Origin of the sequence: Pseudonocardia sp. HH130629-09, assembly GCF_001294645.1 — a bacterium.
Taxonomy (GTDB): domain Bacteria; phylum Actinomycetota; class Actinomycetes; order Mycobacteriales; family Pseudonocardiaceae; genus Pseudonocardia.
Genome location: NZ_CP011868.1, coordinates 685,924 through 697,926, shown reverse-complemented (window position 1 = coordinate 697,926; position 12,003 = coordinate 685,924). Strand labels below are relative to the sequence as shown.

Annotated in this window: 14 protein-coding genes and 1 pseudogene; 11 read left to right on the top strand and 4 right to left on the bottom strand. The window is 71.7% G+C overall.

All coding sequences use genetic code 11. The annotated features are described in order from the left end of the window. Positions 1 to 22 precede the first annotated feature (22 nt). From XF36_RS03300 to XF36_RS03255, 11 genes and pseudogenes are all read left to right on the top strand, one after another. The gene (locus XF36_RS03300) at positions 23 to 1,444 is read left to right on the top strand and encodes a DHA2 family efflux MFS transporter permease subunit (RefSeq protein ID WP_060710843.1); all 1,422 of its coding nucleotides are present in this window, start codon (positions 23 to 25) and stop codon (positions 1,442 to 1,444) included. 40 nt (positions 1,445 to 1,484) lie between these two features. After that, positions 1,485 to 1,958, top strand: coding sequence for a MaoC/PaaZ C-terminal domain-containing protein (locus XF36_RS03295; protein ID WP_060710842.1), 474 nt, complete (start codon positions 1,485 to 1,487; stop codon positions 1,956 to 1,958). Between the two features lie 108 nt (positions 1,959 to 2,066). After that, positions 2,067 to 2,732: an amidase family protein gene (locus XF36_RS29930; protein ID WP_349675529.1), complete on the top strand. Its 666-nt coding sequence runs from the start codon at positions 2,067 to 2,069 to the stop codon at positions 2,730 to 2,732. Beyond that, positions 2,692 to 2,982, top strand: coding sequence for a transposase (locus XF36_RS03285; protein ID WP_060710840.1), 291 nt, complete (start codon positions 2,692 to 2,694; stop codon positions 2,980 to 2,982). The genes XF36_RS29930 and XF36_RS03285 overlap by 41 nt, the downstream gene beginning before the upstream one ends. Then, positions 2,979 to 3,887 carry an IS3 family transposase gene (locus tag XF36_RS03280; protein ID WP_060710839.1) on the top strand — a complete coding sequence of 303 codons (909 nt, stop codon included), beginning with the start codon at positions 2,979 to 2,981 and terminating at the stop codon, positions 3,885 to 3,887. Before XF36_RS03285 ends, XF36_RS03280 begins: the two co-directional genes overlap by 4 nt. Further along, positions 3,788 to 4,123, top strand: a pseudogene (locus XF36_RS35090) (amidase family protein); the annotation flags it as partial. The gene XF36_RS03280 and the pseudogene XF36_RS35090, both read left to right, overlap by 100 nt. A gap of 49 nt (positions 4,124 to 4,172) precedes the next feature. Continuing rightward, the gene (locus XF36_RS35085; protein WP_060710838.1) at positions 4,173 to 4,637 is read left to right on the top strand and encodes an amidase family protein; all 465 of its coding nucleotides are present in this window, start codon (positions 4,173 to 4,175) and stop codon (positions 4,635 to 4,637) included. A gap of 85 nt (positions 4,638 to 4,722) precedes the next feature. Next, the gene (gene nthA, locus XF36_RS03270) at positions 4,723 to 5,361 is read left to right on the top strand and encodes a nitrile hydratase subunit alpha (RefSeq protein WP_060710837.1); all 639 of its coding nucleotides are present in this window, start codon (positions 4,723 to 4,725) and stop codon (positions 5,359 to 5,361) included. Between the two features lie 18 nt (positions 5,362 to 5,379). Continuing rightward, the gene (gene nthB, locus XF36_RS03265) at positions 5,380 to 6,015 is read left to right on the top strand and encodes a nitrile hydratase subunit beta (RefSeq protein WP_060710836.1); all 636 of its coding nucleotides are present in this window, start codon (positions 5,380 to 5,382) and stop codon (positions 6,013 to 6,015) included. Between the two features lie 94 nt (positions 6,016 to 6,109). After that, positions 6,110 to 7,339, top strand: coding sequence for a GTP-binding protein (locus XF36_RS03260; RefSeq protein ID WP_060710835.1), 1,230 nt, complete (start codon positions 6,110 to 6,112; stop codon positions 7,337 to 7,339). A gap of 11 nt (positions 7,340 to 7,350) precedes the next feature. After that, positions 7,351 to 7,656 carry an ArsR/SmtB family transcription factor gene (locus XF36_RS03255; RefSeq protein ID WP_064485365.1) on the top strand — a complete coding sequence of 102 codons (306 nt, stop codon included), beginning with the start codon at positions 7,351 to 7,353 and terminating at the stop codon, positions 7,654 to 7,656. A gap of 90 nt (positions 7,657 to 7,746) precedes the next feature. Here XF36_RS03255 and XF36_RS03250 read toward each other — a convergent pair whose 3' ends face one another. The 4 genes from XF36_RS03250 to aceA form a co-directional block, all read right to left on the bottom strand. After that, the gene (locus tag XF36_RS03250) at positions 7,747 to 8,880 is read right to left on the bottom strand and encodes a bifunctional 2-methylcitrate synthase/citrate synthase (protein ID WP_060710834.1); all 1,134 of its coding nucleotides are present in this window, start codon (positions 8,878 to 8,880) and stop codon (positions 7,747 to 7,749) included. A gap of 33 nt (positions 8,881 to 8,913) precedes the next feature. Continuing rightward, positions 8,914 to 9,699: an isocitrate lyase/phosphoenolpyruvate mutase family protein gene (locus XF36_RS03245; RefSeq protein ID WP_060710833.1), complete on the bottom strand. Its 786-nt coding sequence runs from the start codon at positions 9,697 to 9,699 to the stop codon at positions 8,914 to 8,916. Further along, positions 9,699 to 10,580: a 3-hydroxybutyryl-CoA dehydrogenase gene (locus tag XF36_RS03240; protein WP_082375130.1), complete on the bottom strand. Its 882-nt coding sequence runs from the start codon at positions 10,578 to 10,580 to the stop codon at positions 9,699 to 9,701. Before XF36_RS03240 ends, XF36_RS03245 begins: the two co-directional genes overlap by 1 nt. Positions 10,581 to 10,659: 79 nt before the next feature. Next, the gene (gene aceA / locus XF36_RS03235) at positions 10,660 to 11,964 is read right to left on the bottom strand and encodes an isocitrate lyase (protein ID WP_060714371.1); all 1,305 of its coding nucleotides are present in this window, start codon (positions 11,962 to 11,964) and stop codon (positions 10,660 to 10,662) included. Positions 11,965 to 12,003: the final 39 nt, after the last annotated feature.

Genomic DNA, 12,003 nt, shown 5'->3' with positions numbered 1-12,003 from the left:
GCGCCGTCCGGGTTCCCGGCCCATGCCCGCGACCTCGGCGAGCCCCGCTCCCACCACGGTGCTGCTGGTCACCTCGGCGGCGGCGTTCCTGTCGAGCCTCGACCTGTTCATCGTCAACATCGCGTTCCCGGCGATCCGGGCGGACTTCCCCGGATCGGACCTGGGGCAGCTGTCGTGGGTGCTGAACGGCTACACCGTCGTCTTCGCCGCCTTCCTGGCGCTCGCCGGGCGCCTGGCCGACCGGCTCGGCCACCGCAGGCTGTTCCTGGTGGGACTGGCGGTGTTCACCGTGGCCTCGGCGCTGTGCGCGGTCGCCCCCACGGTGTGGACGCTGGTCGCCGCACGGGCCGTCCAGGCCGTCGGGGCGGCGATGGTCATGCCGACCTCGCTGTCACTGCTGCTCGCCGCCTACCCGCCGGAACGGCGGTCGCACGCGGTCGGCGCCTGGGCCTCGATCGGCGCCGTGGCGGCCGCACTGGGACCACCGGTGGGCGGCCTGCTGGTCGAGCTCTCCTGGCACTGGGTGTTCCTGGTCAACGTCCCCGTCGGTGTCGTCGCGCTGCTCGTGGGGCTGCGGGTGCTGGTCGAGCCCGGTACCGCACGGGTGGGGGTCCCGGACCTGCTCGGCGCGACCGGACTCGTCGTCGGCGTCGGCGCGCTGGCCTACGCGCTGGTCCGCGCCCCGGACGACGGATGGGTGTCGGTGCCGGTCCTGTCCGGGGCCGCCCTGGCCGTCGCCGGCGTCACCTGGGTGGTCCTGCGCTCGCGGCGGCACCCGGTCCCGGCCCTCGAGCTCGACGTGCTCCGGGTCCCGGTCGTGGCGACCGCAGCGCTGACGATGACCGCGTTCACCACTGCGTTCGCCGGGATGCTGGTCGTCAACGTCCTCTTCCTGACCGGCACCTGGGGCTGGTCCGCGGCGCTCGCCGGCTTCGGACTGGCGCCCGGCCCGCTCGTGGTCGTCGTGGTGTCCCGCTTCAGCGGCCGGCTCGCCACACGGTTCGGGTCCGGCCCGGTGGCGCTCGCCGGGACCGTCGCGTTCGCCGCGGGTCCGACCTGGTGGCTGCTCCGACTGGGGACCGAGCAGGGCTACTGGGCCGGGGTCCTGCCCGGTCAGGTGTTCACCGGGCTCGGCGTCGGGCTCATCCTGCCCACCCTGTCCGCGCTCGTGGGGTCGGCGCTGCCCGCCCACCAGTGGGGCTCCGGCCCGTCCCTCATCAACACCGCCCGCCAGGGCGGCTCCGTGCTCGGGGTCGCGCTGCTGGTGTCGGTCGTCGGGACCCACACGACCGGGCTGCCCGAGGAGCTGGGTGCGCTCCGAGGCGGGTGGGTCCTGCTGGTGGCCTCCGCCCTGGTCGCGGCGGTCTTCGCCACGGCCCTCACGGTCGTCGAGCGGCGGCGGGGCACACCGGCCGACCGCCCGGCGTCGGCACCGGCGACCTGACCCCGACCATCCCCGTCCGACGACCGAGCGGAGGCTCACCATGACCACGCCGAACCCGACCCGCGACGACCTCTGGCTCGACGACCTCCTCGAGGGCGCCACCTTCACCACCGACACCCACGAGCTGACCGCCGAGGAGATCGTCGCCTTCGCCCGCGACTTCGACCCGCAGCCCTTCCACACCGACGCCGACGCGGCCGCGGGAACGTTCTTCGACGGTCTCGTGGCCAGCGGCTGGCACACCGCGGCGATCACCATGCGGCTCGTGGTCACCAGCGGGCCGCCCATCGCGACGGGCATCGTCGGCGGGGGTGCCGACGTGCCCTGGCCCAGCGCAGCCCGGGCCGGGGACGTCCTGCAGGTGGAGATCGTGATCCGGGAGATCCGCCGGTCCCGGTCGCGACCGGACCAGGCGTGGGTCGTCGTCGAGCAGCGGACGCTCAACCAGCACGACGCGGTGCGGCAGACCACCACCGCACGGTTGCTGGCCTGGCAACGGCCCCGCCACGACTGACTCCGACTCGTACTCGGCGTCGTTACGATCATGTCAACGCGTCAGAATCTGTTGACATGTGAGTGTGTACGGGCCAACCTCCTTGATACCCGGATCGAAGGAGTGCCCGTGGCGATTCCCCCTCCCGATGCCGCCCGGCTGGCGGCGCTGAACGAGCACTACGCGTTCGGTCTGTCCGAGGCCGAGCTGGCGGAGTTCGGTCCGGCGGTCACGGCGACGCTGGCTGCTTCCGACCGGGTCGAGGAGCTCTACCGGGCCTCGGCGCCGCAGACGCCCCAGCGGGCCTGGTCGGAGCCTGCGGACAACCCGCTCGGTGGTTGGTATGTGACGACGTCGGTGCCGGGTGCCGCCGAGGGGCCGCTGGCCGGGCGCACGGTGGCGTTGAAGGACAACATCTGCCTCGCCGGGGTGCCGATGACCAACGGGTCGGCGACGGTCGAGGGTTTCGTCCCGTCCCGGGACGCCACGGTGGTGCCCCGGCTGCTGGCGGCGGGGGCGACGATCACCGGGAAGTCGGTGTGTGAGGACCTGTGTTTCTCGGGTGCGAGTTTCACCTCGCGTCCGTGGCCGGTGCGCAACCCGTGGGACACCGGCCGTAATGCCGGTGGCTCGTCGAGTGGGAGCGCGGCGCTGGTGGCCTCGGGTGGGGTGGATCTGGCCGTGGGTGGTGATCAGGGTGGTTCGATCTGCGGTTCCCCCATGATCGGGGAGGCATCAGCTATAAGGGGTAGCGATGCCAGAGGTACGGAAGCGCTACGACCGGGAGTTCCGTGACGGAGCGGTCCGGGTCGTGGAGGAGACGGGCAAGCCGATCGCCCAGGTCGCCCGTGACCTGGGGGTCAACGAGGGCACGCTGGGCAACTGGGTGGCCCGTGCACGAGAGGCCCGCGAGGACACCGAGGGCCTGTCTCGCGGCGGCGTCGAGGAGCTCAAGCGGCTGCGCGCGGAGAACGCCGAGCTGCGGATGGAGCGTGATGTCCTCAAGCGATCCGTGGTCCTGTGGGTCAAGGAGGCGACGAAGTGAGCGTGGCCCGTTTCATCGCCGACCAGAGGACCTTCCACCGGGTGCCGCACACGCTGGCCTGCGCCCTGTTGGGGGTGTCGATCTCCTGGCTGTACAAGTGGCTCGACCGCGCCGCGCGTTCCGACGGTGGTGCCACCGCGACCGAGAAGCGCCGCTGCGCGTTGGACGCCGCCGTGGCCGTGGCGTTCGACGACGCCCAGCGGCTACACGGCTCACCCCGTCTGCACGCCGACCTGTGTGAGGCCGGATGGCGGGTGTCGGAGAAGACCGTGGCGGACTCGATGCGCCGCCAGGGCCTGGTCGCCCGCCGGATCAAGCGGCACAACGGGCTGACCCGCCAGGACCGCACGGCGCCGAAGTTCCCGGACCTGCTTCGTCGGGGTTTCACTGCGGCCGAGCCGAACCGCAGATGGGTCGGGGACATGACCGAGATCCCCACCGCGGCCGGGAAGTTGTATCTGGCCACGGTGATCGACCTGTACTCGCGGCGGCTGCTCGGCGCGGCCACGGGGCTGCACCCGAACGCCGAGCTGGCGTGTGCGGCGATCCGGATGGCGGTGGCGGCCCGCGGCGGGGCGGACCGAATCGCCGGGGTGATCTTCCACACCGACCGCGGGTCGACCTACACCGCGGGCGCGTTCACCGCTCTGTGTCGGCGGCTCGACATCCGTCAGTCGATGGGCCGGGTCGGGTCGTGTTTCGACAATGCCGCGGCGGAGGCGTTCTTCTCCAGCCTGGAGTGGGAAGTGCTGTCCCGCAACGACTTCGACACCATCAGTAGGGCGCGGGCGGCGGTCATCGACTGGTGTTACGGCTTCTACAACCACCGGCGGCGACACAGTGCCGCCGCCGGGCTCTCACCGATCAACTACGAGAACGCCGCCCTCACCCGAGACGCGGCATAAGAACCCTCCACGATCTCGGGGGAACCGCAATCCGGATTCCGAGTGCGTTCTGCGGGACGGTGGGGCACAAGCCCACTCACGGGCTGGTCCCCTACACCGGGGCGTTCCCGATCGAGGCCACGATCGACCACCTGGGTCCGATCACCCGGACGGTGTCCGACGCCGCACGGATGCTCACGGTCCTCGCGGGTGTCGACGGGTTCGACGCCCGTCAGCCCACCGTCCTGGACCCGGTCGACTACCTCGCCGCGTTGGAGCAGTCGGCGGCGGGGTTGCGGGTCGGAGTTGTCCAAGACGGTCAAGCTGGTCGGGCTCTCGGGTGGCTACACCTTCGGCCACGGGGGCGGTGCCTACTACGGCATGGCCCGCAACCTCGCGTTGGAGCTGCGTGCGGCCTACGACCGGGCGCTGAGTGGCTATGACGTGCTGGTCATGCCGACCCTGCCCTACACCGCGCCGGAGCTGATCGGGCTCGACGCCGGGCTGGACACCTACCTGCCTACCGCGTTGGGGATGGTCGGCAACTGTGCCCCGTTCGACGTGTCCGGTCACCCCGCGGTCTCGGTGCCGGCCGGGCTGGTCGACGGGCTCCCGGTCGGTCTGATGATCGTCGGCCGGCGTTTCGACGACGCGACCGTCCTTCGGGTCGCGCACACCTTCGAGCAGGCCGTCGGCGGCTTCCCCGCCCCACCGGCCCTCGCCGGCCCGGCCGGAGCAGCGTCGCCGCTCGTCTCCGGCGTCCGGGGGTGACGCCGCCCCCGCCACTCGCGCGCAGGTCTCGCAGCACCTGCCACACACGAACCGAACGCACCACCACCATCCCGAAGGAGCACACGTGACGCTCGCCGCCCACCAGAACCGCACCGGCCTGCCCGAGCAGGCCCCCGTCGAGGACCGCGCCTGGGCGCTGAAGAACACCCTGGACGCCAAGGGACTTATCCCCACCGGCTTCGACGAAGGATGGAAGACGACCTTCGAGGAGGAGTACAGCCCGCGGCGCGGGGCCGAGCTCGTCGCACGGGCCTGGACCGACCCGGAGTTCCGCGAGCTGCTGCTCTCCGACGGGACCGCAGCCGTCGCCCAGTACGGCTACCTCGGCGCCCAGGGCGAGTACATCCGAGCGCTCGCCGACACCCCGACGGTCAAGAACGTCATCGTCTGTTCGCTGTGCTCCTGCACCGCCTGGCCGATCCTGGGTCTGCCGCCCACCTGGTACAAGGGCTTCGAGTACCGCGCCCGCGTGGTGCGTGAGCCCCGCAAGGTCCTGGCGGAGCTGGGGACCACGATCCCCGAGGACGTCGAGATCAAGGTCTACGACACCACCGCCGAGACCCGCTACATGGTTCTCCCCATGCGCCCGGCGGGGACCGAGGGCTGGGACGCCGAACGACTCGCGTCCATCGTCACCAAGGACTGTCTCATCGGCGTCGCACTGCCCTCGGCCGACGTCGTCGTCGAGCACCCCAACACCTGAGCGAACGGAGCACACCCCATGGACGGCGTTCACGACCTCGCGGGCCGGCAGGGTTTCGGCCCGGTCCCGCACACCGCCAACGGCCCGATCGGTGACACCTTCAAGTACGACTGGGAGCACCTGGGCTACAGCCTGCTGTTCCTCGGCGTGACCAACGGCAACTTCACCCTCGACGAGGTGCGCCACGCGGTCGAACGGCTCGAGCCGGTGCACTACCTGAGCACCCCGTACTACGAGCGCTACATCATCGGCGCCGCGACGCTCATGGTCGAGAAGGGCGTGCTCACCCACGACGAGCTGGAGGCCGCGGCCGGCGGACCCTTCCCGCTGGCCCTCCCCGCCACCTCCCCCGGGCGTCCCGCGCGGGAGAACCGCGAGACGTTCGAGGTCGGCGACAAGGTCCGGGTCACCGACGACCACTTCGCCGGGCACGTCCGCTACCCCGCGTTCTGCCGGGGCAAGGTCGGCACGGTGCAGCATCGCACCGGGACGACCTGGCCCTTCCCCGACGCCGCGGGCCACGGCCGCAGCGACGGCGGCTCGGAGCCGAGTTACCACGTCGAGTTCGACGCCGCCGAGCTGTTCGGCGACGACACCGACGCCGGTGCCGTCGTCGTCGACCTGTTCGAGGGCTACCTCGAGCGCGCCGCCTGACCCACCGCACCGTCCGGGCGGGCCCGTTCCGACGGGCTCGCCCGGCCTGCACGACCTCCCACCACGGTCGCCTCCGGCGACGAGAGGAACGACGATGACCGACACCCGCCTTCCCGTCACCGTCCTGTCGGGCTTCCTCGGAGCAGGCAAGACCACGCTGCTCAACCACGTGCTGAACAACCGCGACGGCCGCCGGGTCGCGGTCATCGTCAACGACATGAGCGAGATCAACATCGACGGCTCGGAGATCGCCCGCGAGGTCGAGCTCAGCCGCTCCGAGGAACGCCTGGTCGAGATGACCAACGGCTGCATCTGCTGCACCCTGCGCGACGACCTGCTCGGCGAGATCACCCGCCTCGCCCGCGAGGACCGGTTCGGCTACCTGCTCATCGAGTCCTCCGGCATCTCCGAGCCCCTCCCGGTGGCCGAGACCTTCACCTTCGTCGACCCCGCAGGTGGAGCGCTCGACGACATCGCCCGGCTCGACACCATGGTCACCGTCGTCGACGGCGTGAACTTCCTCCGGGACTTCCGGGCAGGGCGCCCGGTGGACGCCGATGCTCCCGACGACCGCCGTGACCTCTCCGACCTGCTGGTCGACCAGGTCGAGTTCGCCGATGTCATCCTCATCAGCAAGACCGACCTGATGCACGACACCCAGGTCGCCGAGCTCACGGAGATCCTGCGCCGGCTCAACGCCGTCGCCGAGATCCTCCCCGTGTCCGAGGGACGGGCACCGCTCGACCGCATCCTGGACACCGGCCTGTTCTCCCTCGCACGCGCCGCCACGGCACCCGGCTGGCTCCAGGAGATCAACGGCGAGCACATCCCGGAGACCGAGGAGTACGGCGTCGCCTCGTGCCTGTACCGGGCGCGGGCACCGTTCCACCCGGAGCGCCTGCACCACTTCCTCACCCGTGACTGGACCAACGGCCGGCTCCTGCGGGCGAAGGGCTACTTCTGGAACGCCGCCAGGATCACCGAGATCGGCAGCATCTCCCAGGCCGGACACCTCATCCGGCACGGCTACATCGGGCACTGGTGGCGCTTCCTCCCACAGGAGATCTGGCCGCAGGACTACCGACGCGACGCGATCACCGACAACTGGGACGATGCCGTCGGCGACTGCAGGCAGGAGCTGGTGTTCATCGGGCAGGGAATCGACCGCGACCGCCTGTTCGCCGACCTGGACGCGTGCCTGCTCACCGACGCCGAGATCGGGCTCGGGCCCGACGGCTGGGACGCGCTCCCCGACCCGCTCGGCACCGGACAGATCGACGTCGCCTCCGCGGCGGCAGGTGGCCGGCTCCCCGCCGGACTCTGACGGAGGCGGAGATGACCGTGGTCAGGGAGGACGGGCTCGTGGGGTCCGCATTCGAGGCACTCGCCGACCCCACCCGGCGCAGCATCCTGATCCTGATCGCCGACGGCGAGGAGTGCACCGCCGGCGAGATCGCGCTGCGCACCACCACCGTCGCGCGCAACACGGTCTCCACACACCTGCGCATCCTGCGCACGGCCGGACTCGTCCACGAGCGGCGGTCCGGCCGGCACCGCTTCTACTTCGTCGACCAGAACGGGCCGGCGAGACACGTGCTGACGACGTTGCAGACGATCTTCCGGACACCCGATGGTCGATGACCGCGGGCAGGGAGGTCCACCGGTTCCGGACATGCCGAGAACCGGACGGGGCATCGGACCCGTCCGGTTCTCCGACGCGGATTCAGGATGTCATCGAACGGCACTCACCTCCCGGCGCGCCTTTCCGTCGTAACGCGCGACGGGGCGGATCAGGACGTCATGGGAAGCCTGTTCGATCACGTGCGCGGTCCAGCCGCTGATCCGCGACATCGCGAAGAGCGCGGTGAACATCGGGGTGTCGAACCCCATGAGGTGGAACAGCGGGCCCGCGGCGTAGTCGAGGTTGGGCCGCAACCCCTTCTCCCGCAGCATCGCGCCGGCGAGCACCTCGTAGTGCGCCATCAGTGAACGGCCGCCTCGCAGGTCGGCGACCTGTCGCATCCGGGAGTGCAGGGCGGGAACCCGGGAGTCGCCACGCTTGTAGACCCGGTGACCGAACCCCATGACCTTCTTGCCGGCGGCGAACCGGGCCTCCAGCCACTCGTCGACCAGGTCGGGGTCGCCGATCTCGTCGAACTGGTTCATCACCGCCTCGTTCGCACCGCCGTGCAGCTCGCCCTTCAGCGCCCCGAGGGCGGCGACGACGGCGCTGTAGAGGTCCGAGCGGGTCGAGGTGACGGTGCGCGCGGCGAACGTGGACGCACTGAAGCTGTGCTCGGCGTAGAGGATCATCGCGACCTCGAAGGCCCGCACGATCTCGGGTTCGGGGATCTCACCGAAGGTCATGTGGAACACGTTCTCGGCGTGCCCGAGGTCCTCCCGCGGCGCGATCGGACGCTGCCCGCGGCGGCGCCGCTGGTCGAGCGCCACGATCGTGGGCAGCACCGCGAGCAGCTGCACCGCCTTCTCCGCGCTGGCCCCGGCCGAGTGGTCGGTGGTCGCCGGGTCGTGGGCGCCGATCCAGCTCACCGCGGTGCGGAGCACGTCCATCGGATGGCAGTCGGTCGGCAGGGACAGCAGCATCGCCTCGCACGCGGGGTCCAGCCGGCGCAGGGACCGCTCGCGCCGCTCCAGCGCCGCGAGCTCGGCCGGGTCCGGGAGCTCCTCGGTCCAGAGCAGGTGGGCGACGTCGAGGAAGCCGTGCCGCTCGGCGAGTGCCGGCGCCGGGTAGCCCCGGTAGAGCAGGACGTTGTGACAGGGGTCGACGTCGGAGATCGACGTCGTGTCGGCGACGACTCCCACCAGGCCGCGCCGGACGGGGGTGTCGAGTTGGTCGTCGGTCATGGGTGTCTCCTTCTGCGGCGGGCCGGTGGCCCGCTACCGGACGGCGTCGCGACGTGCTCCGGCCAGGAGCGCGTCGGCGAGACCTCGTGGTGTTCCTGTGTCGCGCGGGATCCGGCTGCCACGGTCGGTGGCTGCCGGGGACCGCGGCCCGGTGACGGGGTGGATCACGGCGTCCACGCCGAAGGCGGCGAGCTGCGTGACGGTGGGCAGCAGGACGGAGGTCGGGTCGCCGCCGGTGACCGGGGTGGCGGTCACGAACAGCGGCGCGGTGAAGGCCTCGCGCAGGACCGGGTAGGTGCCCCGCGACGCAGGCGCCTCGACGACGACGAGGTCCGCGCCCGCGGCGAGACGGGCGCGGGCCCGGTCGATGGTGTCGACCAGGCCGCGGGCCCGGTCGGTGGTCGTGCGGACCCCGATCAGCAGGGCGGGGTCGTGACGGGCGCGGACAGCGGTGCGGACACGGGTCTCGGCGTCCCCGGCCGCCCCGTCGTCGGGCGAGATGTCGTCGAGGAGCACGCCGGACGCGCCCGCCGCAGCGATGTGCGCCACCGTGTCGGCGTCGCCGGTCGGGCCGAGGTCGACCAGGACCGGCAGCGGGGTGGCCCGGACGATCCGTGCGACCAGCTCCGCGGCGTCCTGCCCGCCCGTGTCGGCCGCCGCCACGTGCACGCCGTCGAGCCCCATGGCCGCGATCTGGCGCGCGGACGCGGCGGTGGTGACGGTGTGGAAGCGCAGCGGGCGGCGTCCCGCACGGGGCCGGTCGAGCGCGGCCCGGAGCACGACGCGTCGGCGGGTGGGTGGGACGTCGGTCTGCAGCATCAGCGCGCCCCTGCCGTCGTGGCCGGGTAGGAGTGGAAACCGCGGCCGGTCTTGCGTCCCAGCAGGCCCGCCTGGACCATCCGACGCAGCAGCGGCGGCGGTGCGTAGAGGGGTTCGTGCTCCTCGGCGTACATCGTCTCGGCGATCGCGGCGACGGTGTCGAGCCCGATCAGGTCGGCGAGCTCCAGCGGCCCCATCGGGTGGGCGCACCCGAGCTTCATCCCGGCGTCGACGTCGGCCGGTGTGGCCCGACCGGTCTCCACCATGCGGACGGCGCCGAGCAGGTAGGGCACCAGCAGCGCGTTGACGACGAACCCGGCCCGGTCGGCGGCTCGGATCGTCCGCTTGCCCAGCGCTCCGGTCACCCATTCCTCGACCCGGGCGAGGGTCTGCGCCGAGGTCGTGAGCGAACCGACGACCTCGACCAGGGGCAGCACCGGCACGGGGTTGAAGAAGTGCAGCCCCACGACCTGTCCCGGTCGCCCGGTGCCGTGCGCCAGCTTCATGATCGGGATCGAGCTGGTGTTGGAGGCGATGACCGCGCCCGGGTCGGCGAGCACCTTGTCCAGGCTCGCGGCGAGGTCGCACTTGACGATCTCGTTCTCGACGACCGCCTCGATGACGAGCTGGCGGTCGGCGAGGTCGCCGAGGTCGATCGAGAACGTCAGCCGGCTCGCTGCCGCGTCCCGGTCGGGCACGGAGAGCCGCCCGCGGTCCACCGCCCGGTCCATCGAGGCCAGGATGCGTTCCCGGCCCCGGTCCAGCGCTCCGTGGTGCTGTTCGACGACGTGGACGTCGTTCCCCGCCCGGGCACACACCTCGGCGATGCCCGCGCCCATCTGTCCGGCGCCGACGACGCCGACCCGCTCGATCCCGCTCACCTGTTCTCCTCCTACGACGGGGTGCGGCAGGGGTGGCCGGATGCGCGGACGCACCCGGCCACCCACCGCGGGAACTCGCTCAGCCGTGGAACTGCTCGGACTCGGTCGACCCGGCGAGCGCCGTGGTGGACGACTCCGGGTTGACCGCGGTGGAGACGGCGTCGAACCAGCCGGTGCCGACCTCGCGCTGGTGCTTGATGGCGGTGTAGCCGTCGGCCTCGGCGGCGAACTCGCGCTCCTGCAGGGCGACGTAGGCGGTCATGCCGTTCGCCGCGTAGCCCTTGGCCAGGTCGAACATGGAGTGGTTCAGCGCGTGGAAGCCGGCGAGGGTGATGAACTGGAAGGCGTAGCCCATCGCACCGAGCTCGCGCTGGAAGCGGGCGATCGTGTCGTCGTCGAGGTGCTTGCGCCAGTTGAACGACGGCGAGCAGTTGTAGGCCAGCATCTGGTCGGGGAACTCGCCCTTGATCGCCTCGGCGTACTTGCGGGCCAGCTCCAGGTCCGGCACCGAGGTCTCCATCCACAGCAGGTCGGAGTACGGCGCGTAGGCGAGCCCGCGGGTGATGCAGGGCTCGATGCCGCCGGTGACCCGGTGGAAGCCCTCCGCGGTGCGCTCACCGGTGAGATACGGGCGGTCCCGCTCGTCGACGTCGGAGGTGATCAGGTTCGCGGCCTGGGCGTCGGTCCGGGCGACGATCACCGACGGGACGCCGGCGATGTCGGCCGCGAGCCGCGCCGCGTTGAGGGTGCGGACGTGCTGGGAGGTCGGGACCAGCACCTTGCCGCCGAGGTGGCCGCACTTCTTCTCCGAGGCGAGCTGGTCCTCCCAGTGCACACCGGCCGCGCCCGCGGCGATCATGGCCTTCATCAGCTCGAACGCGTTGAGCGGGCCACCGAAGCCTGCCTCGGCGTCAGCGACGATCGGGACCAGCCAGTGCGGGTCGTCTCCGCCCTCGGCGGCCGAGCGGCCCTCCAGGGTGCTGATCTCGTCGGCGCGCAGCAGCGCGTTGTTGATGCGGCGGACCACAGCGGGCACCGAGTTGGCCGGGTAGAGGCTCTGGTCGGGGTAGGTCTGACCCGCGAGGTTGGCGTCCGCGGCGACCTGCCAGCCGGACAGGTAGATGGCCTCCAGCCCGGCGCGCACGCTCTGCACGGCCTGGTTGCCGGTCAACGCCCCGAGGGCGTGCACGTAGTCGCGCTCGTGCAGCAGCGACCACAGCCGCTCGGCGCCGAGGCGGGCCAGCGTGTGCTCCTCGCGCACGCTGCCCGACAGCGCCACGACCTCCTCCGCGCTGTGACCGCGGGTGATCCCTGCCCAGCGCGGGTCGTTCGCCCACTCCTGCTTCAGCTCGTCGACCCGCTGCTGCCGGTTCGTCCCGGTCATGTCCTGCTCCTTTGCGAAGTTCGCGTCCGTGTCCGCGCT

Coding starts and splice junctions, on each gene's coding strand:
- nthB (WP_060710836.1), top strand. CDS start 5,380: ATGGACGGCGTTCACGACCTCGCGGGCCGGCAGGGTTTCGGCCCGGTC.
- XF36_RS03300 (WP_060710843.1), top strand. CDS start 23: ATGCCCGCGACCTCGGCGAGCCCCGCTCCCACCACGGTGCTGCTGGTC.
- XF36_RS03250 (WP_060710834.1), bottom strand. CDS start 8,880: ATGACCGACGACCAACTCGACACCCCCGTCCGGCGCGGCCTGGTGGGA.
- aceA (WP_060714371.1), bottom strand. CDS start 11,964: ATGACCGGGACGAACCGGCAGCAGCGGGTCGACGAGCTGAAGCAGGAG.
- XF36_RS03285 (WP_060710840.1), top strand. CDS start 2,692: ATGCCAGAGGTACGGAAGCGCTACGACCGGGAGTTCCGTGACGGAGCG.
- XF36_RS03245 (WP_060710833.1), bottom strand. CDS start 9,699: ATGCTGCAGACCGACGTCCCACCCACCCGCCGACGCGTCGTGCTCCGG.
- XF36_RS03260 (WP_060710835.1), top strand. CDS start 6,110: ATGACCGACACCCGCCTTCCCGTCACCGTCCTGTCGGGCTTCCTCGGA.
- XF36_RS03295 (WP_060710842.1), top strand. CDS start 1,485: ATGACCACGCCGAACCCGACCCGCGACGACCTCTGGCTCGACGACCTC.
- XF36_RS03255 (WP_064485365.1), top strand. CDS start 7,351: ATGACCGTGGTCAGGGAGGACGGGCTCGTGGGGTCCGCATTCGAGGCA.